20 protein-coding genes and 1 pseudogene are annotated in these 21,586 nt (G+C 43.2%); 14 read left to right on the forward strand and 7 right to left on the reverse strand.

Annotated features, from left to right (window positions below; genetic code table 11):
• Positions 1 to 53: 53 nt before the first annotated feature.
• Positions 54 to 1,376 carry an inorganic phosphate transporter gene (locus tag ABWO12_RS00870; RefSeq protein WP_353086388.1) on the reverse strand — a complete coding sequence of 441 codons (1,323 nt, stop codon included), beginning with the start codon at positions 1,374 to 1,376 and terminating at the stop codon, positions 54 to 56.
• A gap of 13 nt (positions 1,377 to 1,389) precedes the next feature.
• Positions 1,390 to 2,034 carry a DUF47 domain-containing protein gene (locus tag ABWO12_RS00875; RefSeq protein WP_353086390.1) on the reverse strand — a complete coding sequence of 215 codons (645 nt, stop codon included), beginning with the start codon at positions 2,032 to 2,034 and terminating at the stop codon, positions 1,390 to 1,392.
• 164 nt (positions 2,035 to 2,198) lie between these two features.
• Here ABWO12_RS00875 and ABWO12_RS00880 point away from each other — a divergent pair, with 164 nt between their 5' ends.
• The 3 genes and pseudogenes from ABWO12_RS00880 to ABWO12_RS00890 all read left to right on the forward strand — a co-directional run bounded on the left by ABWO12_RS00880 (position 2,199) and on the right by ABWO12_RS00890 (position 5,842).
• Positions 2,199 to 3,827, forward strand: a complete 1,629-nt coding sequence (locus ABWO12_RS00880; RefSeq protein WP_353086391.1) for an acyl-CoA carboxylase subunit beta — start codon at positions 2,199 to 2,201, stop codon at positions 3,825 to 3,827.
• A gap of 415 nt (positions 3,828 to 4,242) precedes the next feature.
• Positions 4,243 to 4,525: pseudogene (locus ABWO12_RS00885) on the forward strand (IS982 family transposase); the annotation flags it as partial.
• Positions 4,526 to 4,744: 219 nt separating this feature from the next.
• Positions 4,745 to 5,842, forward strand: a complete 1,098-nt coding sequence (locus tag ABWO12_RS00890; RefSeq protein ID WP_353086393.1) for a glycosyltransferase family 9 protein — start codon at positions 4,745 to 4,747, stop codon at positions 5,840 to 5,842.
• 3 nt (positions 5,843 to 5,845) lie between these two features.
• Here ABWO12_RS00890 and ABWO12_RS00895 read toward each other — a convergent pair whose 3' ends face one another.
• Positions 5,846 to 6,355, reverse strand: a complete 510-nt coding sequence (locus ABWO12_RS00895; RefSeq protein ID WP_353086395.1) for an NUDIX hydrolase — start codon at positions 6,353 to 6,355, stop codon at positions 5,846 to 5,848.
• Positions 6,356 to 6,422: 67 nt separating this feature from the next.
• Here ABWO12_RS00895 and ABWO12_RS00900 point away from each other — a divergent pair, with 67 nt between their 5' ends.
• Positions 6,423 to 6,998: a pentapeptide repeat-containing protein gene (locus tag ABWO12_RS00900; protein WP_353086396.1), complete on the forward strand. Its 576-nt coding sequence runs from the start codon at positions 6,423 to 6,425 to the stop codon at positions 6,996 to 6,998.
• Between the two features lie 9 nt (positions 6,999 to 7,007).
• Here the strand turns inward: ABWO12_RS00900 and ABWO12_RS00905 are convergent, their stop codons facing one another.
• On the reverse strand, positions 7,008 to 7,583 hold the full coding sequence (locus ABWO12_RS00905; RefSeq protein WP_353086398.1) for a hypothetical protein: 576 nt from the start codon (positions 7,581 to 7,583) through the stop codon (positions 7,008 to 7,010).
• Positions 7,584 to 7,688: 105 nt separating this feature from the next.
• The gene (locus ABWO12_RS00910; RefSeq protein ID WP_353086399.1) at positions 7,689 to 8,414 is read right to left on the reverse strand and encodes a bacteriorhodopsin-like; all 726 of its coding nucleotides are present in this window, start codon (positions 8,412 to 8,414) and stop codon (positions 7,689 to 7,691) included.
• 123 nt (positions 8,415 to 8,537) lie between these two features.
• Between ABWO12_RS00910 and ABWO12_RS00915 the strand changes: the two genes are divergently transcribed.
• A complete protein-coding gene (locus ABWO12_RS00915) occupies positions 8,538 to 9,458 on the forward strand; it encodes a Brp/Blh family beta-carotene 15,15'-dioxygenase (protein WP_353086401.1) in 921 nt (306 codons plus the stop codon).
• A 17-nt stretch (positions 9,459 to 9,475) separates the two neighbouring features.
• Here the strand turns inward: ABWO12_RS00915 and dnaK are convergent, their stop codons facing one another.
• Positions 9,476 to 11,362 carry a molecular chaperone DnaK gene (dnaK, locus tag ABWO12_RS00920; RefSeq protein WP_353086403.1) on the reverse strand — a complete coding sequence of 629 codons (1,887 nt, stop codon included), beginning with the start codon at positions 11,360 to 11,362 and terminating at the stop codon, positions 9,476 to 9,478.
• A 925-nt stretch (positions 11,363 to 12,287) separates the two neighbouring features.
• On the opposite strand from dnaK, the gene ABWO12_RS00925 reads away from it, so the two are divergent.
• From ABWO12_RS00925 to ABWO12_RS00965, 9 genes are read left to right on the forward strand one after another with little or no spacing between them, the layout of a single operon-like run.
• Positions 12,288 to 13,334: a glycoside hydrolase family 130 protein gene (locus tag ABWO12_RS00925; RefSeq protein WP_353086405.1), complete on the forward strand. Its 1,047-nt coding sequence runs from the start codon at positions 12,288 to 12,290 to the stop codon at positions 13,332 to 13,334.
• Complete coding sequence (locus ABWO12_RS00930) at positions 13,324 to 15,651, forward strand: glycosyltransferase (protein ID WP_353086406.1); 2,328 nt, start codon at positions 13,324 to 13,326, stop codon at positions 15,649 to 15,651. The genes ABWO12_RS00925 and ABWO12_RS00930 overlap by 11 nt, the downstream gene beginning before the upstream one ends.
• Entirely contained in the window at positions 15,648 to 16,331 is a 684-nt protein-coding gene (locus tag ABWO12_RS00935) for a BON domain-containing protein (RefSeq protein WP_353086408.1), read from the forward strand. The genes ABWO12_RS00930 and ABWO12_RS00935 overlap by 4 nt, the downstream gene beginning before the upstream one ends.
• Positions 16,318 to 16,971 (forward strand): BON domain-containing protein, encoded by a 654-nt coding sequence (locus tag ABWO12_RS00940; RefSeq protein WP_353086409.1) that lies wholly within the window; start codon positions 16,318 to 16,320, stop codon positions 16,969 to 16,971. Before ABWO12_RS00935 ends, ABWO12_RS00940 begins: the two co-directional genes overlap by 14 nt.
• Positions 16,972 to 17,000: 29 nt before the next feature.
• Entirely contained in the window at positions 17,001 to 17,843 is an 843-nt protein-coding gene (locus tag ABWO12_RS00945; protein WP_353086411.1) for a universal stress protein, read from the forward strand.
• Between the two features lie 9 nt (positions 17,844 to 17,852).
• Positions 17,853 to 18,611: an MlaE family ABC transporter permease gene (locus ABWO12_RS00950; protein ID WP_353086412.1), complete on the forward strand. Its 759-nt coding sequence runs from the start codon at positions 17,853 to 17,855 to the stop codon at positions 18,609 to 18,611.
• Positions 18,611 to 19,342 carry an ABC transporter ATP-binding protein gene (locus ABWO12_RS00955; RefSeq protein ID WP_353086414.1) on the forward strand — a complete coding sequence of 244 codons (732 nt, stop codon included), beginning with the start codon at positions 18,611 to 18,613 and terminating at the stop codon, positions 19,340 to 19,342. Before ABWO12_RS00950 ends, ABWO12_RS00955 begins: the two co-directional genes overlap by 1 nt.
• Positions 19,343 to 19,345: 3 nt before the next feature.
• Positions 19,346 to 20,380, forward strand: a complete 1,035-nt coding sequence (locus tag ABWO12_RS00960) for an MlaD family protein (protein WP_353086416.1) — start codon at positions 19,346 to 19,348, stop codon at positions 20,378 to 20,380.
• A gap of 17 nt (positions 20,381 to 20,397) precedes the next feature.
• Positions 20,398 to 20,787, forward strand: a complete 390-nt coding sequence (locus tag ABWO12_RS00965; RefSeq protein ID WP_353086418.1) for a hypothetical protein — start codon at positions 20,398 to 20,400, stop codon at positions 20,785 to 20,787.
• Between the two features lie 73 nt (positions 20,788 to 20,860).
• On the opposite strand, the gene ABWO12_RS00970 is transcribed toward ABWO12_RS00965, so the two are convergent.
• The gene (locus tag ABWO12_RS00970) at positions 20,861 to 21,520 is read right to left on the reverse strand and encodes a hypothetical protein (RefSeq protein WP_353086420.1); all 660 of its coding nucleotides are present in this window, start codon (positions 21,518 to 21,520) and stop codon (positions 20,861 to 20,863) included.
• Between the last annotated feature and the right edge of the window lie 66 nt (positions 21,521 to 21,586).

The raw sequence follows: 21,586 nt of genomic DNA on the forward strand, positions 1-21,586 counted from the left end.
AGAAAATTAAACATGAAGCAAAAAAAAGTCACCGTTGTGGGTGACTTATTTATTTATAAAACCAAATTAACCAAGTAATAGAAAAGTGCTGCCATAATAGCTGATACGGGGATGGTTAATATCCAAGCCCAGAGCAAATTAACAGTAACTCCCCAGCGAACAGCCGAGATACGTTTGGTTACCCCTACCCCAATAATCGATCCAGTGATGGTGTGCGTTGTAGAAACTGGAATTTTAAAATGCTCCGTAGAAAATAACGTCAATGCCCCCGCAGACTCTGCCACAACGCCTTCAAAAGCGTTTACTTTGGTGATTTTGGACCCCATCGTTTTCACAATTTTCCAACCTCCACTTAACGTTCCTAACGCGATTACAGTGTAACAGGTGAGCGGAATCCATTCGGGCATCTGACTTTTGATTCCCTCTTCTTCATTAGGTAAAACAACACGCAACCACTCGGGCATAGTCAAAACTTCTTGGTGCGTTGTATTTAAATAAACCGCCACTGCAGCGGCAATAATTCCCATTACCTTTTGCGAGTCATTCCCGCCGTGCCCCAAACTAAATGCAGCAGAAGATAGCAACTGCATTTTTTTTAATACCGATTCCGCTTTGGCCGCAGAATACGAACTAAAAACGAGGTTAAAAATGGCTAAACTATAGAAAATGACAGCCACCAATAACCACTTGATGTTGTGTGGTTCGGTCACCACCGACCAAAAATGACTTTCAAAACGAGGCTTTTCAATCGACTCATACCCAATCATTACCGTTGACAAAAACCAAAAAACCAAAATCATTAAGGCTACAGTAAACACTTTAGGACCAATGGCTTTTTTGGACGAATACATCATCCACAACGACAGACAGTAGGAAATAAACATACCGACTAGCGGTGCCAATACAATAAAACATATTACAATCAAAACCCCACTGGGCAACAAATCACCTTCTTTGTATTTATACCAAGATACAATATTCAATCCCACATGTTCTAAATCGGTTACTTTTCCCGAAAACCCATGGGCAATTGCAGCGCCTGCAAAACCCCCAATCAAGGTGTGTGACGATGAGGAAGGAATTCCTTTCCACCAAGTTAATAAGTTCCAAACTATAGCAGCTAGAATTCCGGCTAGAAGTACCGTTAAATCCAAACTACTGGTTTTAGCGGTTTTGGCCACCGTATCGGCAACTCCAAAACCAAAGACCCAATACGCCAAAAAGTTAAAAAAAGCAGCCCAAAGTACCGCTTGAAAAGGAGTCAACACTTTTGTAGCAACAATGGTAGCTATCGAATTGGCCGCATCGTGGAATCCATTGATGTAATCAAAGGCAAGCGCCAAAAAGATAATGAGAATTAATAAGGTAAATTCCATGAATCCTATTGATTTAAGAGTGTTTCACGGAAATTTGTTCCATCACATTGGAAACACTTTTACACTTGTCAGAGGCCATTTCTAAAGAAGACAGTACTTCTTTATATTTAATGATGTTTTTAACATCGGTTTCATTTTCAAAAATATCGGCCACCGCTTTGTCAAAAACCGCATCTGCTTTACTTTCCAAACGATTGATTTTTTTACATGTATCTTTGATAGCTTTAGGGTTTTTGAGATCTTTTAATTCTTTAATTCCTACTTCAATTAACTGACAAGATTCAAGATTAATTTCGGTTAACTTTCGAATGGATTTGGTAATTTTATCCACCTGATACAAACGAATACGACTGGCGCCACCATGCATATTATCGGCTACATTGTCGATTGATTTGATAAGGGAATGAATATCTTCACGGTCAAATGGCGTAATAAAATTGCGACTTAATTCTAAGTGTGTTTTGTGAGCAATATCTTCAATAATAGCTTCCAATTCTTCAACCTTGCGAAACAATTCCTCGCGCTCCGCCTTGGGAGCATTGACTGCATCATGCAACGTACTTGCCATCATGGTCAAGTTTTTTGAGGCTTGCTCGAGTAATGGAAAGAATTTTTTATCTTTAGGAACTAAGAACTGAAATATACTGTTGAGTGTCATGTTTTATTAATTTTATACCGCAAAATTAGAGTCATAATGTTAAGTTAACATTAACAAAAAAACAAGTCCCCGTTATTTTTTTACAATAAATTAATATAGAACATTTTTGGTGATTAGTCCAAATTCAATCGTTTTCGTACTTTAGCGACGCAAAAAATAACCCCATGGACCTGAATTTTAATAAAAACGAAGACCACAATAAATTACTGCTTTCCGAACTAAAACAGCGCTTTGCTAAAGTTAGATTGGGCGGTGGCGAAAAACGCATTGAAAAATTGCATGCAGAAGGCAAAATGACCGCGCGCGAACGTATTGATTACCTGTTGGATCAAGATGCGCAAAGTATTGAAATTGGCGCTTTTGCTGGTGACGGAATGTATGCCGAACATGGCGGGTGTCCCTCGGGAGGTGTCGTGGTCAAAATTGGATATATTCACGGAAAACAATGCATGGTTGTTGCCAATGATGCCACCGTAAAAGCGGGTGCTTGGTTTCCCATTACGGGAAAGAAAAACTTACGTGCCCAAGAAATTGCGATAGAAAATCGATTGCCCATCATTTATTTGGTGGATTCGGCCGGTGTTTATTTACCCATGCAAGACGAAATCTTTCCAGACAAAGAACATTTTGGTCGTATTTTTAGAAACAATGCCATCATGAGCAGCATGGGAATTACCCAAATTGCAGCCGTTATGGGGAGTTGTGTAGCGGGTGGAGCCTACCTTCCGATCATGAGTGATGAAGCGCTAATTGTAGATAAAACAGGAAGTATCTTCTTGGCAGGAAGCTATTTGGTCAAAGCTGCAATTGGGGAAAACATTGATAATGAAACTTTGGGCGGAGCCACAACCCATTGCGAAATATCGGGTGTAACCGATTATAAAGCCAAAGACGATAAAGATGCTTTGGACCGAATTCGACGTGTGGTTCAAAAAATAGGCGCATACGAAAAAGCCGGTTTCGATCGTATTAAAGCGGAGAAACCAGCTTTAGAACCGAGTGACATTTATGGGATTTTACCAAAATCACGCGCTGATCAATACAATATGATGGAAATCATCAAGCGTTTGGTCGATCAATCGGAATTTGATGAGTATAAAGCGGGGTATGGACAATCCATCATTGCGGGGTATGCTCGTATTGACGGCTGGGCTGTAGGCATTGTAGCCAACCAACGTACGGTTTCTAAAACGAAGAAAGGGGAATTACAATTTGGAGGCGTCATCTATTCGGATAGCGCTGACAAAGCGACTCGATTTATCGCCAACTGCAACCAAAAGAAAATTCCGTTGGTATTCCTACAAGATGTTACCGGATTCATGGTGGGCTCCAAAAGTGAACATGGGGGTATCATTAAAGATGGAGCCAAAATGGTAAATGCAGTATCCAACTCAGTAGTGCCTAAGTTTACCATTGTAATCGGAAATTCATATGGAGCAGGTAATTACGCCATGTGTGGAAAAGCGTACGACCCACGGCTTATTGTTGCTTGGCCCAGTGCCGAATTGGCCGTCATGGGAGGTGCTCAAGCCGCCAAAGTGTTGATGCAAATTGAAGCAGCATCCCTCAAAGCGAAAGGAGAAGTTGTTGATGAAGTGAAAGAACAAGAGTTGTTTGACCGCATCAAAGCGCGCTACGATGCACAAGTTTCTCCTTACTACGCTGCTGCGCGATTGTGGACCGATGCCATTATTGATCCGCTGGAAACACGTACTTGGATCTCTATGGGAATTGAAGCGTCTAATCATGCACCTATTGAAAAGAAATTCAACTTAGGCGTGATTCAGGTTTAAATTTCTATACATTTAGAAAAAAAATGCCCCGAGCCAAAAATAGACTTCACCCAAAAGTTTATACAAATAAACAATTAATTTTGATAATAGAAGCCGTCTCAGAACTTAAGACGTTTTTTTGTGTTTTTCTTTCATAAAAGGTTTATGATTTGTGCATTTATATCTAATTTACAGATAATTAGACATGAATTTCAAGCACTACAATCAACGTCAGACTACCCTTATACCTTATTCGTTTAACGATTTCATTTCCGAGAAACATCCTGTTCGAGTAGTTGACCAAGTTGAGAAATTAATTAACATTCAACCTTTGTTAAAAGTATCCCGTTGGGTGTAATTATTTGAAGTAAAATGAATAAATGTTGGTCAAGATACTGAAATTCAGCATCTTGAAGTCGCCAAACAACCAACATTTATGACAGATATAGTTAAAAATTATATTAGAGTTTTAAAAGTTATAAGTTTTTTTTACCCGAGCAAAGCGAATTGGCAAAGCAATTGTGAATTAAAATTTATATGTGGCGTAGGTAGAAAAGAAAAAATTTCTGATTTAGAATTAGTTGCAATGAGTTTAACAGCGGAATTTATATCAATTGACAGTGAGAATTTTTTGATTAAAGGAGATAAAAAATCAAAAAAATCCTAATTTAATTGAACAAAGTCAGTTCAATAAAAGAAGACGAAAATTGTTTTTTTTTAGAAGAAGTTAGAATTGGTAGTGTCTCACTAACGGTGTAAGTATAAAATTAATGGGGTTTATGGAAAAAACGTTTTGGGATTGCAAGTTGATTTTTTTACATAAATTAACATAACTTCCAAAAATTATGTCAATTAACAGTTATTTTATATAGCTCGCATGAGAGTGGCGTACCTTTGTTTAACATCCCTTTGTAATCACTTTAAACGTCTACCGACTCATGAAAATACCCACTGTAATTCAGCACTGGCGCAAAAAATTAACTCAAGCGGTAACGGGTCGTTTGGGACAATCTCGTCGTCCTATTCATAATCCTTCTAATTGCACCCCTACTCCCATTCGCCGTATTTTGATAATTCGGCCAAACCATCGTTTAGGGAATACTCTTTTGATTACGCCTATCGTTGCCGAAATGCAGCAACTTTTTCCTATGGCCACTGTAGATTTATTCGTCAAAGGAGGCATTGCATCCGAGGTTTTTCGTGAATATTCTCAAGTAGACCGTATTTTACCGTTACCCAAAAACCATTTTAAGGCTTTGGGGAAGTATCTGTGGACGTGGGTGCGATTGCGCCTGCGTGTGTATGACTTGGTGATTAACAGTGTTTCGCATTCGTCTTCGGGGCGTTTGGCCACAGCTTGGGCGAGTGGAAAATACAAATGGTATGGGGATCGAAATGAAAATTTACAAGACCTTCGCTCCCAACTAATTCCGCACATGGCGCATGGTCTGGTCATGGATTTTCGTACGTTTTGGATACCTCAAGTGCTTTTTATGACTCCTCGCCCGTTGCCATTGATGGACATAAAACTTTCGGCAACTGAAAAAAATATAGGGAGAGCGATTTTGGAATCATTAGTCTCTAGCGAGAAAAAAACCATAGCCTTGTTTACGTATGCCACGGGTGCCAAATGTTATTCGCCGGAGTGGTGGATTCCTTTTTACCAGCACCTACAAACCGAGTTTCCGGACTATCACTTCATCGAAATTCTACCCGCTGAAAATGTGTCTCAAATTGAATTTGCCGCACCAATTTTATATTCAAAATCCATTCGCGAAATGGCCTCTGTAATTGCCAATTGCACGCTATTCATTGGCGCTGACAGTGGTGTCATGCATTTGGCTAGTGCCGCATTGACGCCTACCTTGGGACTCTTTCAGGTGACCGAACCCGCGGTATATGGCCCGTACGGAAACCATAGTTTTGCAGCCGACACGCGTGTCATGTCGACAGAAACCTTGTTGGAACAGATTCGCCAAACTTTACGCCACATTGAGCGTGAAAATAAACAACGTATGTGGCCGAAAGTGGCGTAAAAATTAGATACTGTAGCACTCCCCAATCACTTTGCGAATGGAGATAAACCCAATGGCATTCAAGTCCATGGAAGGCGGATGACACCATTGCAGGGCGGCAATTTCGTCGGTAGCGGTGATGCCGATTTCAGGATTCTCAAGTTCGTATTCGTAAAAAATGTCAAGGGTTTTGTAGGGAACGGTTTTATACAAATAATGATTAGCCGCCGTGGTAACATACTTGAGCTTCCTCGGATCGAGAATGATGCCCAGTTCTTCTTTGATTTCGCGGCAAGCAGCAGCCTCAGCCCGTTCGCCAGGGTCAATAAAGCCGCCCGGTAAATCGAGGGTGCCGGCATCGGGGTCTTTTTGACGCACCGTGAACAACACCTGATCGTGATAGCGCAATACAACGGCAACTGCCGCAGCTACATTGTGATAGTATACAAAACCACAATGATTGCAAGAGATACGATACGCCTTTGTTTCGGTGATTTTGGTGGACGTACAACGGGGACAAAATTGAAAAAGCATGGTTGGGCATTTGTTCAAATGTAGCAAAAACTAGCGTAAATTAGTTACCTTGCTCCAAAATTGAATCATGAGTTACGTTTTTACGCACGACCAAAACTTTGCCCAGCAAACCTATACCCAAGCCGATTTACAACACACCGAATTTGAGCAATGCACCTTTACCGATTGCGACTTTACGGGCTGTTTCTTTCAGAACGTGACCTTTGTGGATTGCAATTTTGTGCACTGTAATTTTAAAGGAACAAAGCTAAATCATACCGCGTTACGTGGTGTTTGGTTTACCGATTGCAACCTTACGTTGGTCAATTTTGCCATGACGGATCAGGTGATTTATGAATTTCACTTTAAAGATTGCTTACTCGATTACAGTCAGTTTTACAAACTGAAATTACGGCAGATTCAGTTCATTCACTGCAGTATGATCGCCACCGATTTTATGGAAACCGATTTGTCGGGCGCCTTGTTTGACTCGTGCAATTTGCGCCGTGCGGTTTTTAGTAATACCAATTTAGAAAAAGCCGATTTCTATACGAGTTATGAATACCGTATTGATCCTGAAAAAAATAAAATGAAAAAAGCCATTTTCAGTGCGCAAGGGCTGAGTGGCTTGTTGGAGAAATATGCTTTGGTAATTAAACCCTAAATCAGCTACTTATTTCTTCTTGGCTTGTACCATTTCCTTTTTTGTAGCATCAAAGGTCCACGTTAACGTAGATGTTTTATTCTTTTGGGTGACCGTTCCATTGGGGTTGATGACCAATTCATAGCCTTCGCGACGCACACGCATTTGGGTTTCACTAGCATTTTTATTAAGGTCTAAATACACTTTTTCAGTGATGTTATTGGTGACTTGTATATTGAAAAAAACTTGCTTCTTATTAGCCCATTCATAAATAGCATGGGTAACGGTGGTAATTTCTTCCGTTTTATCGGTAGTGGTCACCGTCTTTTTTTCGGTCCAGGACACCGCATACAATTTACTTCCTGAGGCCGTAAAGGGAATAATTTTACAATCGACAGGATTTAATACTGTGGCATTCGCCTGTATTACAACGGTTTCTTTTGCCTTGGCGCCTTCCATTTGAACCAACTGCAAATTTTCACCTTTGAGTTCCAAGACAAGATTTTCGACTTTAGCTAATACAGGAGTGGATGCCAGAGCTTTTTTCTTTTGGGCGTTGACCAACGAGATGAAACACAACATAGAGAAGAACACGATTTTTTTCATAGTGAAAAGGATTTATGTGTTCCGAATATACAAAATATTTTGATGTAAAAAAAAACAGACGAACTCCGCTTGGAAATTCGTCTGCTTTTATGGAGGAAAAAAGGGTTAGTCTTTGCTAGACTTCACGGCCAAGTTATAAATGACCAAACCGAAACCAATTTTGTTGATGGCATCGGCAATGTTGTACGCCACATCTACATTTCCTTTGCCCAACATTGAAGTGTACCAACCTTCGGTACCCAACATGTAGCCCAACGGATAGATTGCCCAACCTACTAATACAAACCAGCATAAAATTTTGTGGGCTTCGAGTACCGAACCACCCGCAGCTTTGGCCAACTTGGAAGCTTCACCCAACCAAATTTCATACACGATAATAAAGTAAGCTAGTCCTGATACCAAGCCCCACAACCAAGCGTTTCCTGGATCAACGGCTTCACCAAAGTACCCCGTGATGAGCATCACCAAAGAGTAGCCAATCATTTTCCATAATAAGGACGTTTTGGCTCCCGCTACTTTGAGAATCAAATAAAATTCCAAACACATCAAAGGCACAGTCAATACCCAGTCGACATAGCGGAAAAAGGTGGGCGATTCTCCAAAAGCACTCCAATAATCACGCATGTAAAAATAGTGTACTGCCGCAATGAAGGTAATTAACCCAGAAACCAACACTGAGGTACGCCATTTTTTGTCAAACTGACTTAAGGATAAGAAGAAAAAGGCCGAAGCCGCCATCATGGCCATACATCCGATGAAAAATGTAAATCCAATGTAATCGGTAGGCATCATTTTGGCTACCCAACCGGTCAATAAACTGAAGTTTGTCATAATTTGTTGTTTTAGTTGTTATTATTAATAAATTGTTTAAATAAAATTACAAAACATTAAACACCAAAAAGTAATTTTTTACTATTTTTATTATATTAATTAAATAATTTTAACAAACTAAGCATGGAAATCACACTTCACCTTCGGATTTTACTGACTTTTTTCATGTTATGGTTGTCCAATTTTATTTCTATTGAAAATCAGCAGTTTATTGGTTTTGTAGGAATTGCCTTACTTGGAATTGTTCACGGTGCTAATGATTTAACAATTGGGCAACAATTAAAAGAGGACATTTCAAAATCTTGGGGAGTGAGATTGTTGTTGAAATACATCACCATTGTATTATTAGGTATGGTTGTATTCACGCTCCTTCCCTCCTATGGATTACTTCTTTTTATACTCATCAGCGGCTATCACTTTGGCAATCAGCATTGGACGTTGGAAATGCCTTCGTCAGTACAGCGCCTTTGGATGCTTTTTCAAGGCAGTTATGGTTTATTGGTGTTGGGCATTCTTTTTTGTTTTCATGAAAAAGAAGTACAGGCGATTGTTCAAACCATCACGCAAAAGTCGTACCCTGATTTATGGATTCAAGAAATCACGTTGTTCCTCGGACTGTTTGTTTTGGGATTAGGAAGTTTTTTAGTGAAACAAAGTGTGGCCTTTAGGTCGAGTATTGGGCGGAATCTTTTTTACCTTATCGTTTTTAGCCTTATTTTTTATCATGCCGGATTGATATGGGGATTTAGCATGTACTTTGTGTTATGGCATAGTGTGCCCTCGATTCAAGAGCAGATTCGGTTTTTGTATGGAACAGAAAATGCGCGCTCATGGTGGTATTATTTTAAATCGAGTGCGTTGTATTGGAGTTTGGCGGTGGGAACTATGGGTATTGCCTATTGGGCTATTGCCAATGATACTGTGTTTAAAGCCATATTCTTTTCCTTGATGGCTGCCATTACGTTTCCGCATACCTTAATCATCGCGCAAATGAAAAGGGCGATGCAAAAAAAAAGTCGGACCCTAAGATCCGACTTCTATTGATTTCCGTTGCTCACGGATTATTTTACTTCTTCAAAATCCACGTCTTGCGTTTGATCGCCGGTCGCTTCTTGCTGCGGCTGAGCCTCGTGGGTTTGTCCTTCAGCTTGGGCTTTGTACAACTCTTCTGAAGCATTTTTCCAGGCTTCGTTGATTTTGTCTAAAGCGGGCTGAATGGTGTCTACGTCTTTGGTTTCGTAAGCCTTTTTCAAGTCCTCCAAAGCAGCAGTGATGGCCGTTTTATTGCCTTCTGACAATTTATCCCCAAACTCGGTCAATTGCTTTTCTGTTTGGAAAATCATGCTGTCGGCTTCGTTAAACTTATCGGCTTTTTCTTTAGCCTTGCGGTCGGACTCGGCATTCATCTCGGCTTCTTTCTTCATGCGATCGATTTCTTCAGGTGTTAATCCAGAAGAGGCTTCGATACGAATGTCGTGTGATTTACCGGTTCCTTTATCGGTCGCCGACACTTTGATGATTCCGTTGGCGTCAATGTCGAAGGTTACTTCAATTTGAGGCACACCGCGAGGCGCTGGTGGAATGCCGTCTAAGTGGAAACGCCCAATGGTTTTGTTATCGGCCGCCATGGTGCGTTCGCCTTGCAACACGTGAATTTCTACACTGGGTTGGTTGTCGGCTGCCGTAGAGAATACTTGTGATTTTTTGGTTGGAATGGTCGTGTTGGCCTCGATTAACTTGGTCATCACATTCCCCATCGTTTCAATTCCTAACGATAATGGGGTTACGTCAAGCAAAAGAACGTCTTTTACATCGCCGGTCAATACCCCACCTTGAATAGCAGCACCGATGGCTACTACTTCGTCGGGATTTACTCCTTTGGATGGTTTTTTACCGAAGAATTTTTCTACTTGCTCTTGGATGACAGGAATACGTGTAGATCCTCCTACCAAGATCACCTCATCGATATCGGAGGTAGATAACCCTGCATCTTTCAAGGCTTTGGCTACGGGTTCCATCGAACGTTTTACCAAGCTGTCGGCCAATTGTTCGAACTTCGCACGAGTTAAGGTTTTCACCATGTGCTTGGGTCCGCTGGCCGTTGCTGTAATATACGGTAAGTTGATTTCGGTTTGTGTCGATGATGACAACTCGATTTTAGCTTTTTCTGCTGCTTCTTTCAAACGCTGTAAGGCCATAGGGTCTTTGCGCAAATCGACGCTTTCTTCGCTAATAAATTCGTTGGCCATCCAGTCGATGATCACTTGGTCGAAATCGTCTCCACCTAAGTGCGTATCTCCATTGGTAGATAAAACTTCAAACACGCCGTCGCCCAATTCAAGAATTGAGATATCGAAAGTTCCTCCTCCTAAGTCGTAAACCGCAATTTTTTGGTCTTTTCCTGCTTTATCCAAGCCGTACGCTAGAGCCGCTGCTGTGGGTTCGTTGATGATACGCATTACCTTCAACCCGGCAATTTCCCCTGCTTCTTTGGTCGCTTGACGTTGCGCATCGTTGAAGTAGGCCGGAACGGTAATTACCGCTTCGGTTACCGCTTGTCCAAGGTAATCCTCAGCGGTTTTTTTCATTTTTTGTAGCGTCATGGCCGACAATTCTTGTGGGGTATACAAACGCCCATCGATATCGACCCGTGGGGTGTCGTTGTCGCCTTTGACCACTTTGTACGCTACGGTAGAAGCCTCTTTGGCACTTTCCGTATATTTATTTCCCATAAAGCGTTTGATGGACGCTATGGTTTTGGTCGGGTTGGTGACGGCCTGACGTTTGGCAGGGTCTCCTACTTTGATTTCGCCGCCTTCCACAAATGCAATGACTGAAGGTGTGGTGCGTTTCCCTTCTGCGTTAGCGATTACTACGGGTTCTCCCCCTTCCATAACGGCTACACATGAATTGGTTGTACCTAAATCGATACCAATAATTTTTCCCATGATGTTAATCTCCTTTATTTTATTTCTGTTGAATGACCTCTCTAGGAGTAGGCCGTGCGTTGGCACGACTGGGATATGACAACTTTTATGCCAAGGCGATTTGAGGTAGTTTTTGTCAGGGATTGGGTGACAAGTTGGCAGGGATGGCGCAGTCGCAGTCGCAGTCGCAGTCTCAGTCGCAGTTTACTGTATTCAGGGTTTAGTAAGGACTCAGTCCCGTAGGCTCAGTAGCTCAGCGGCTCAGCAGCATAAAAAATACCTATATTATGGGATTTCTCCTTCGTCAAAATGACAAACGGGGCGTGTAATAAAGTTTTAGCGACGCTAAAACATTTTCAATGTATCAATTTAGTTATAACTCTCTTTTAAAATAGAGATTCTCCCAACCGAGCAGCTGTCATTTCGACGATAGGAGAAATCGCACTAGGGGTGGCAGGAATTTAACAGCCAAAAAGGGTCGGAATCAGTTGCAGTAGCAGTCTTAAGCTCTGAAGGGTCGGGATCAGTAAGCAGTTACAGTGGGCAGTGGGCAGTATTCAGTACTCAGTTGGGATCTCAGCAGCTCAGCGGCTTTTTTTGCCACGAAGGCACAAGCAATCGAGAAGCATTAAAAAGAATTAACTTGTTCTAAAAACTTAAATCCTTACTATTTAGAACACAAAAGTCTCAATATGTGCCTGTAATTTCGAGTCTGAGTTACTGCCATCACTTTCAACCTCCAATATTATCGAAGCAATTTGGCAAACGTATACAAGTCTTTTATTTAGCAATTAAAAAGACCTGCTGCAACGCACGAAATGATATGCGCCACATCATAGTATTGCCTGATGTGCATCATCTTTTTTCCCAAAGTAAAAAATCAATTTTGTCTTGTGGAACCCTGATTGATTATGCTATCGGTCAACTTTCCTCCACCTTTTAACCCATGTTGTCTTGCCTTAAAAAACGCGGTATACTATTAGAAAAAACCACCCACGGTTTTGAAAATCTCGGTGTGCTTAATCCCGCCGTACTTCGCAATCGAGATGGCATTCACATGTGGTACCGTGCGATTAGTAAAACCCATAGTTCTGTGATTGGCTATGCTCGTTTTGATGTACAAGGCCAACTCCTCCAGCGGGATGAAATTCCCTCCATTTATCCCCAAGCTTCATACGAGTGTCATGGGGTGGAAGATCCGCGTATTGTGATGATTGAGGGGCTTTTTTATCTTACCTACACTGCATTTGATGGACTCAATGCGCGCGGGGCTCTTGCTATTTCAAGTGATATGATTCATTGGGAAAAACAGGGTTTAATTGTTGCCGATATTCGTTTTGCCGATTTTATCCTTCTGGCTGAATCCAAGCGTCCGCTCAACGAAAAATACCACCGCTACAACCAACCGCCCCAGGGCATGCCAAATTCCCTAGAATGGAAGTTATGGGATAAAAATGTAATCCTTTTTCCCCGCCGCATTCACGGAAAACTCTATTTGTTACACCGCATCAAACCCGACATTCAATTGGTTATCATTCAGGACTTCAGTGACCTCACTACCGCTTTTTGGGAAAACTACTTTTTACATTTTACCGAGGGAATTCTCCTCAGTCCTAAATACGATCATGAAGTAAGTTATGTGGGAGGAGGCTGTCCACCTATTGAAACCAAATTAGGTTGGCTTTTGATTTATCATGGGGTACACGATACACTAGACGGATATGTATACAGTGCATGTGCGGCTTTATTGGACTTGGAAAACCCACAAATTGAACGGGGCCGACTATCCTACCCGCTTTTTGGTCCCGAATATGAATATGAAATTCACGGAATTATCAACAACATTTGCTTTCCTAGTGGAGCAGTGGTCGTTGACGAATTGCTCTACATTTTTTATGGAGCCGCCGACAAACGCATTGCTTGGGTGACCCTCTCGTTACCCAACTTACTGGACGAACTGCAACGTAACCCCCTCGAAACCCATGCGACTTAAAATACAACGCGCATCGCGTCTCCTCTTGCCACAATATACCCAGCGTATTCCCGCACCTCAGCCTTCACCGGCCGCTGTGCCCCAACCCGATTTGGTCATGATTACCACTTACCCTCCGAGAGCTTGTGGTTTGGCTACTTTTGCCTCCGATTTGATTGAGGCCATACAAACGCAGTACGAACAAGCTTTTACGGTCAAAATTTGTGCCCTAGATGTTCCTGAAGCAGTTTATCCCGCTGTTGTGTTTCATGTGTTACAACCCGAAAGCAGTGCTTCATACCACACTCTTCTAACCAAAATGGGGCAATTGCATCAGCAAGAATGGGTTATTGTGCAACATGAATTTGGCCTCTTTCGTTCGCATGAGTTCAAACTTTTAAATGCTTTGAATCAAATGGAGAAAAAAGTCATGGTGGTACTCCATACGGTCCTAGCCCATCCTGATGAAGCTACCCTGTTGTTTATGAAACGACTCGTTTTCTTGGCCCATACCCTGGTAGTAATGACAGCACACTCTCAAAAACTATTGGTCGAACGTTATGGTTTTCCCGCTTCCAAAATTAAAGTGATCCCCCACGGAACCCACTTGGTCGATCACTTGCCGAAAGCTGTTCTCAAAAAACGTATGGGGTGGGAACAACGCACTTTGCTTACTACTTTTGGACTATTGAGCTCAGGGAAAAATATTGAAACCACCCTTGAGGCCCTTCCGTTGGTCATCCAACGTTTTCCTGATGTTTTATTTTTAATTGTTGGGAAAACCCATCCTGGAGTTGTTGCGCAAGAAGGCGAACGCTATCGCCATTTTTTGGAAGAACGGATTACCGCTTTGGGCTTGCAACACCATACCCATTTTATCAATGAATATGTAGCGCTTCCCAAACTATTAGACTTGCTGCAAATGACCGATATCTATTTGTTTACCTCCAAAAATCAGGAGCAAGCAGTTAGCGGCACTTTTGCCTATGCATTGAGTTGCGGATGCCCTATCATCACGACTCCGATACCGCATGCTAGAGAACTTGTTCAAAAGGGCAGCGGCCTCCTTTTTGATTTTGAACAACCCGTTCAGCTGGCACGGCAACTCATCGCTTTACTCTCCCATCCCGAATGGCAAGAAGAACTTCGAGGAAACGGTTTGCATCAAATGGAACCCACCGCTTGGGAAAATACAGCCATGCACTATGTAAACTACCTGAAACAGCAAAGTACGACTCGAATACTGCTCACCCTTCGACTTCCAAACATAACCCTCAAACATGTTTGGGCGATGACAACTGGCAAAGGCATTTTACAATTTGCTCGACTTAATCAACCCGATACGAGCTCAGGATATACGCTTGACGACAATGCCCGTGCGCTCATTGTTACCGTGCAAAACTATCAAATCACGCGAAATCCGGCCTTGCTGACCGCGATGGAACGCTACCTTCAATTTATGCTTTTTTGCCTCCAACCCGATGGTCGTTTTCTAAACTATGTTTCCTATGCCCACCAATTTACCGCGCAGAACAAGTCCGATAACCTAGAAGACTCCTTTGGACGGGCGATATGGGCATTGGGGTATTGTGCTGCATTTGCTCCCACCGATCAAGTATCGCTCCAACAACCCATTCAGAACTTGTTACAAGCGACCCGGGACCCTCGTTTGACCCTTACCTCCCCTCGGGCGATGGCGTTTACCCTGAAAGGACTCTACTTTGTATACGAGTCGGGAAACGCCGATTATTGCACCGAAATCGAAATCCTTGGCGATCGCTTGCAGGGGATGTACGGGCAAACCGCTACCGACAACTGGCCGTGGTATGAGCCCTACCTCACCTACGGCAATAGTGTGTTGCCCGAAGCACTCCTTATGGCTTGGAAAGTAACCCACCGTATTGATTTTAAAACCACAGCGGTCTTATCCTTTTCTTTTTTATTAAGTATCCTTTTTCGTGATTCCTATTTGAGGGTCATCTCCAATAATGGATGGTTTCATCAAGGGCAAGCGTGGGATCGATTACCTCCTGGGGGCGAACAACCGATTGATGCGGCTTATACCGTTCTTGCCTTGGATACGTTTTATCGACTGCTCCAACAACCCATATATGCACAACAGATCGAAACGGCCTACCGTTGGTTTCTTGGCCTAAATCATCGGGGGGAAATGCTCTATAACCCCAAAACAGGGGGCTGCTACGATGGTTTGGAAGCCGATCATGTTAACCTAAATCAGGGCGCCGAATCGACCTTGAGTCATCTCTTGGCTCGGCAAGCCTTGGAACTTCACCAACGTAAATACACCAAACAACTTCAAAATCAAATGCACACATGAGTACAGACGAATCATTACAATTTACGGTTCAACAAGCGTTACGCTGGGAACCTCAAATGCACGACGTTCAATTAGGAGTAACGGCCCACCAAGGCATTATAACGCTTACAGGAATACTGCCCAATTACTTCCTGAAGGTTGAAGCGGAACGCATTGTAAAAAATATTGATGGGGTGCGCGCTATTGTTGAAAAAATAGCCGTGGTTTTTCCACAAGACCAAACCCTCTCCGATGAAAAATTGGCCGTGAGCATCTTACGGTTGTACCAATCCAGTTTTACCATTCCCGATGAACGTATACGTTTCAAAGTGGAAAACGGATGGGTTACGCTCGAAGGAACGCTACATTGGAACTACCAGAAAAAAGCTGCAGAAGCTGCTTTAAGCAGTATCAAAGGCATACGGGGTATTTCTAATTTGCTGCATACCCAATCCGATTACGAGAATGAACTCCTACAGGAAAGCATTGTCAAAGCCCTTCACCACAGTGCTGTGCTGTCGGATGCCGTAATTGCAGTTACCCTAGATCACCGCAAGGTTACCTTAACAGGGAGTGTCAATAACCTCTATGAAAAGGATGAAGCCGAGCGCTTGGCGTGGAATGCTCCCGGGATTGCTTCGGTATCCAATGAAATTGAAATCCGACCCTTTGTAAAAGTTTTTAGTGATGAACGCGAATGATGACCTCCAAAAAAAAGTTCAATTTGCTCTCTTTTGGGAGCCCTATATTACGGGGGCTGCAATTGGAGTAACGGCTCATGAGGGGATTGTCACCCTGAGTGGAACCGTAGCTCGCTACGATATGAAATTGGATATCGAACAAATTGTCAAGAAAGTCCGGGGAGTAAAAGCTGTGGTTATGCACATCAATGTACATGACCACCCCCAAGCAGCCGACGAGGACAGCTTGGCCCAACAAGCCTTACAAGCACTGGAGCTTCATACTTCCATTCCTCCCGAACACATCAAAATTGTGGTGGCCAATGGCTGGATTTACCTCGTCGGCTCGGTCGATTGGCAGTACCAAAAACAAGCCGCTGAAAAAGCCGTCTCGCGTATTATAGGAGTGAAAGGAGTCGTCAATTCATTGCTCATCCATTCCGATCGAACGGATATGTTGGAAAAAAAAGCATTGTATGATGCTTTCGACCGCAGTAGTATTCTTCGTGGAAAAACTATAGACGTTGGGGTTCATCAAAACGAAGTCACCCTCACAGGGGTTGTAGATTCCTTGTTTCAAAAAGAGGAAGCTGAACGGATTGCTTGGAATGCTCCTGGCATCTGGCGCATACATAATCAACTCGAAATTATCCATACCTAACGGTTGGAATTTCATTAAAACCAAAAGCTATGGGAAAAATTCTTGTCACCACTGACTTTTCTGGGCATTCGCGGAAAGGCATTCGTTTTGCATTTCAATATGCCCAACAAACCCAGTCCAAAGTGGTATTGTTGCACGTGCTAAACCTTTTTGACCCTGAAATTGCGATCGACTTGCGAACCGCCACCCCACAACTCCGGTGGGAGGAGGCCTTACAACTCAAAACCAACCAACTCAAGAAATACATTCATGTGGTTTTTCCGTCGGGTATACCCAAAGTGGATTATGAAATTGTATGCCTCAAACTCGAACGTAGTTTAGCTTCAACAATCATTCATTACACCAAAATGGAAGCCATCGAAATGGTTTTTTGTAGTGAAAATGGGGTTTCTATATACAAAACCTTATTGGGTAGTCTTCCAGAAGCGCTGCTGCAGCATTGTCCCGTTCCTTTATGTATTGTGCCGAATCGCTACCGAACAACACCTATCCACTCGCTTTGTTACCTCACCGACATGGCGCATATCGATGATGAAATGGCGCAGATTACAACGCTCCAACGTCGCTTGGAGGCGAGGGTAGATGTCTTATTCTTTGCATATGAAATGGAATTGAAAGCGCGGTTTACCCAATTGCATAAAACAGCAAAAAGTTATGAAAACAACACGGTACGATTTCAATACATTCAGCTGATTCCTCAAACGCCATTCAAAGAACTGTTGCATAGGTTGTTGCAACCCTTAAAACCGTCGCTGGTGGTATTGTTTCGTACTTCCAACCGTTCTTTAATGAGTCGGATGCTTTTTCCGTCCAAAACTTCGGCCTTGATATTGGAAAATCATCTCCCCCTCTTGGTCATTCCAAAACCCTAATAGTACACCATGGCTTTCCGTCCTTATGAAAACGAACTTGTAGGCTTGGGGCAGTTTACGCTCTTTTTCGGCCGCTTTTTTCGCGAATTAAATTTCAAAACCCTATCCAGTCGCGAGCTGCTCAAACAATGTTATGAGTTGGGCTACCGCTCCCTCCCTTTGGTCACCACAACGGGACTGATTATGGGATGGGTGCTCACCATACAGTCCCGTCCTGCCATGGCTAAATTTGGCGCGGAGTCGTGGATTCCAGGTATGGTAGGTCTCTCATTGGTACGCGAAATTGCCCCGGTTATTACAGCCTTAATTTGCGCAGGACGAATGGCTTCGGGCATAGGTGCCGAATTAGGTTCAATGCGTGTCACCGAACAAATCGATGCTATGGAGGTGAGCGCTATCCGCCCCTTTCGGTATTTAGTTATTACACGTACTTTGGCCACTACATTGATGCTCCCTATTCTCGTGCTGTATGCGGATGCTATCGGACTTTTGGGAGGGTATTTAGGCATTTCAAGGCATTTAGATCTAACGCTTGGTCATTACCTCCGGCAGGTTTTTGACTCTTTGGCTTTCAGTGATTTGATTCCTGCCGTGATCAAAACCTATTGCTTCGGCTTCTTTATTGGATTGGTCGGGTGTTTCAAAGGGTTTCATGCCCAAGGCGGAACGGAGAGTGTAGGACGCGCTGCCAATCAAGCGGTAGTCACGGCCTCGCTGAGTATTTTTTTGGTCGATTTAATTGCAGTTCAACTAACTGATTTACTATAATGACTCCATTGATTGCATTAGAACATGTGTACAAAGCCTACGGCCCCAAAGCAGTGCTGGTCAACCTAAGCTTGGTTGTCTATGCAGGGGAACATGTTGTCGTATTAGGCCGCTCGGGTTCGGGAAAATCGGTCGCCATTAAATGCATTGCTGGACTAACCAAAATCGACCAAGGTGTGGTGCGGTTGATGGGACATGACATTACCCACAGCGATGAAAATGCGTTGAGTCCGTTGCGCCAAAAAATGGGGTTCCTGTTCCAAAGTGCAGCCCTTTACGACTCGATGACCGTGGGGGATAACTTGGCTTTTACACTCAACCATAACCAACCCGGACTGGCCCCTGAGGTTCTTGAAAAAAAAGTACGCGCCACCTTACAAAACGTTGGATTGGAGTCGGCTATAGACCTGATGCCGGGTGCACTCTCGGGAGGAATGCGGAAGCGAATCGGACTCGCGCGCGCCTTGATCATTGACCCTGAAGTATTGCTGTATGATGAGCCTACCGCCGGACTCGATCCGATTACAGCCAAAGAAATTACTGACTTGATGTTGCGCATCAAAGCCGACTACCATCCTACAGCTGTAATCATCACCCATGATCTCGCGTGTGCGGCCCATACGGCCGATCGGATTGTGGTGTTGCATGAAGGACAAATTATCCAATCGGGTACCTATGAAGCCTTGGCGCAAAGTGATCATCCGATGGTTCATGCTTTTTTTAATCCGTAAGCTATGGACAGAAACCCTACATATTATTGGAAAGTAGGCCTCTTCAGCTTGGTGGGGTTGTTGCTTTTGGTCATTGCCGTTTACACTTTGGGCTTTAACCAAAATCTATTCCGATCGAGTTTTGTGGTCTATGCCCGTTTTCAAACCGTAAGTGGTCTTCGGCAAGGGAGTACCATACGTTTGGCAGGGATTGGCATTGGCACAGTGACCCGCATCGCATTTGAACCCGAAGGAACGGTATTGGTCAAATTGGCTATCGACAACGACGTTCAATCGTATTTGTACAGCGATGCCTTGGCCACGATTGGGAGCAACGGTTTGGTAGGCGATAAAGTATTGGAAATCAAAGCTGGAACGAGTGCATCGGGACCATTACAACACAACGACACCTTGCAGTCGGTTGCGTCAATTGAGGTAGAAGTTATTTTGGAAAGTGTATTACAAAGCGCCAAAAATGCCGAAGGCATAACTGCCGAATGGCAAACATTCAGCCACCGATTGAATCGCGAAAATGGGCTGGTCTCTCGATTGATTCGTAGTCGAACATTTGCGGATAAAATCGAACAAGTTGTCACCCAATTGGAACAGAGTACTGGGGCTTTGGCTCAATTTACACCGCAGCTGAACAACCCCCAAGGATGGGTTCATAGGGCGTTGACCGACCCCACTTGGAGCACCCATTGGAGTGAGAGTTTGCAAGAGCTGCATACCACGGGTACAGCGTTACGACAATTTTCGACCCGACTGAATGAATCGGATGGATTATTACAGCATTTGATACAGAATGATTCGTTGCGGGAGTCATTTTCGCAAACCGTTTACCATATAGAACAAACCGCCCAAGGATTGCACACGCTCACCCAAAGGTTAAATCAACCCGATTCGGTGCTCTCAAAACTCATCAATGACCCACGCCTTGGCCAATCGGTCGATAGCACATTGATTCAATTGGAGCAAAGTCTTCGGGAATTTCGAACCCTCGAAGCTGCTGCACGCGAATCGTTTTTGCTGCGGGGGTATTTTAAAAAAAAGCAATAACCTAATCCCTATTAAATATGAAAAATGAACGAACCTTGGCTATTTGGATGGATTATTCCAAAGCCTTTCTCATTGAATTTACCGACAAAGCACGTGAAATTGACACGGTGGAGGTCCAACCCGTAAAAAACACCTATGGCAATGGATTGCACAGCTACCATGAAAACCAAAAGAGGAAAGAAAATCGGCATACATTTTTCAAAAAAATAACCCAGAAAGCTAAAGACTACAGTCGGGTGATTTTATTTGGTCCGTCGAGTGCCAAAGTGGAACTATCGCACCAATGGAGAAAAGAAGGCTTGTTTACCGACCAAGGACTCGAAGTAATTACTACGGGGCGACTAACCGAAACGCAGCGGTGTCATTGGGTCAACAACCACTTTTTACCTCCTGTGGTGGCTCCTTAAAACGACTGTAACATCAAAAAAATCTGATTTTTATGTTGAGTACCGGACTTTTTTTGTGGACAACCACATAAGTTTAGCCATGCCAAACGGGTTTGGATTCGGGGACATCTAGGAGGACAAAATAGATTGAGCCACCGAGTACCAAAGCCACAATTGGACTGAAGAATACAAAGTCATAGGGATTCATATATCGCATAACAGCATAGACAATCGCTAAAGTAAGTCCAAAAATCCACATTCGTTTGGTATACGAAATAAAGGCAGGCAACAAAGTAACGCCCATCCAAAAATAGACGCCATAGGCTTGAAAAAAACGGTCTCCATTTTGAATAAAACGCATCTCGTCGCCCTCAAGTGTGACCGACACTTCGTAAAAAATGTAATCCCAAGTGGTAAATAAGGCGACAACTATGCCAAGGTAAACAAAGAAAATCAAAAGGCGTCGAATGGCCCATACCGTTTCGATGCGTTGTAAGGCAAAGGGAATCCAAACGGGCCAAATGACTTGGGAGATAATCAATAAAAAGAGCGTAAAAAATCCCTTTAGGTATTCGTACTCTGAATTGTCAACGGCCAAGGCGACGAGGGCGGTACAAAACTGTTCCATCGCCAGAATAAGGAGAATCATGGCAAAGGGAAAATAACGTGGGTGGTTGACTCGTTGCACCGAGGCAAAGGCCATGAGCGCAAGGATTACCCCTGAAATAATCGGAAAAAGTACATTGTAATACATTGGAAGTATGGGTTGGTTAAGTTCCTCTAAAGTAGCCTACCTAACAAGAAAGAAGCATGATTTAAA

Origin of the sequence: Flavobacterium sp. (assembly GCF_040379285.1) — a bacterium.
In the GTDB taxonomy this organism is placed as follows: Bacteria; Bacteroidota; Bacteroidia; order Flavobacteriales; family Flavobacteriaceae; genus Flavobacterium.

Excerpts from the sequence above, each read along its gene's own strand:
- ABWO12_RS00935 (WP_353086408.1), top strand. The coding sequence starts at position 15,648 with ATGAGTACAGACGAATCATTACAATTTACGGTTCAACAAGCGTTACGC.
- ABWO12_RS00900 (WP_353086396.1), top strand. The coding sequence starts at position 6,423 with ATGAGTTACGTTTTTACGCACGACCAAAACTTTGCCCAGCAAACCTAT.
- ABWO12_RS00905 (WP_353086398.1), bottom strand. The coding sequence starts at position 7,583 with ATGAAAAAAATCGTGTTCTTCTCTATGTTGTGTTTCATCTCGTTGGTC.
- ABWO12_RS00875 (WP_353086390.1), bottom strand. The coding sequence starts at position 2,034 with ATGACACTCAACAGTATATTTCAGTTCTTAGTTCCTAAAGATAAAAAA.
- ABWO12_RS00950 (WP_353086412.1), top strand. The coding sequence starts at position 17,853 with ATGGCTTTCCGTCCTTATGAAAACGAACTTGTAGGCTTGGGGCAGTTT.
- ABWO12_RS00930 (WP_353086406.1), top strand. The coding sequence starts at position 13,324 with ATGCGACTTAAAATACAACGCGCATCGCGTCTCCTCTTGCCACAATAT.
- dnaK (WP_353086403.1), bottom strand. The coding sequence starts at position 11,362 with ATGGGAAAAATTATTGGTATCGATTTAGGTACAACCAATTCATGTGTA.
- ABWO12_RS00960 (WP_353086416.1), top strand. The coding sequence starts at position 19,346 with ATGGACAGAAACCCTACATATTATTGGAAAGTAGGCCTCTTCAGCTTG.
- ABWO12_RS00870 (WP_353086388.1), bottom strand. The coding sequence starts at position 1,376 with ATGGAATTTACCTTATTAATTCTCATTATCTTTTTGGCGCTTGCCTTT.
- ABWO12_RS00940 (WP_353086409.1), top strand. The coding sequence starts at position 16,318 with ATGAACGCGAATGATGACCTCCAAAAAAAAGTTCAATTTGCTCTCTTT.
- ABWO12_RS00895 (WP_353086395.1), bottom strand. The coding sequence starts at position 6,355 with ATGCTTTTTCAATTTTGTCCCCGTTGTACGTCCACCAAAATCACCGAA.
- ABWO12_RS00915 (WP_353086401.1), top strand. The coding sequence starts at position 8,538 with ATGGAAATCACACTTCACCTTCGGATTTTACTGACTTTTTTCATGTTA.
- ABWO12_RS00890 (WP_353086393.1), top strand. The coding sequence starts at position 4,745 with ATGAAAATACCCACTGTAATTCAGCACTGGCGCAAAAAATTAACTCAA.
- ABWO12_RS00965 (WP_353086418.1), top strand. The coding sequence starts at position 20,398 with ATGAAAAATGAACGAACCTTGGCTATTTGGATGGATTATTCCAAAGCC.
- ABWO12_RS00955 (WP_353086414.1), top strand. The coding sequence starts at position 18,611 with ATGACTCCATTGATTGCATTAGAACATGTGTACAAAGCCTACGGCCCC.
- ABWO12_RS00925 (WP_353086405.1), top strand. The coding sequence starts at position 12,288 with ATGTTGTCTTGCCTTAAAAAACGCGGTATACTATTAGAAAAAACCACC.
- ABWO12_RS00880 (WP_353086391.1), top strand. The coding sequence starts at position 2,199 with ATGGACCTGAATTTTAATAAAAACGAAGACCACAATAAATTACTGCTT.
- ABWO12_RS00910 (WP_353086399.1), bottom strand. The coding sequence starts at position 8,414 with ATGACAAACTTCAGTTTATTGACCGGTTGGGTAGCCAAAATGATGCCT.
- ABWO12_RS00945 (WP_353086411.1), top strand. The coding sequence starts at position 17,001 with ATGGGAAAAATTCTTGTCACCACTGACTTTTCTGGGCATTCGCGGAAA.
- ABWO12_RS00970 (WP_353086420.1), bottom strand. The coding sequence starts at position 21,520 with ATGTATTACAATGTACTTTTTCCGATTATTTCAGGGGTAATCCTTGCG.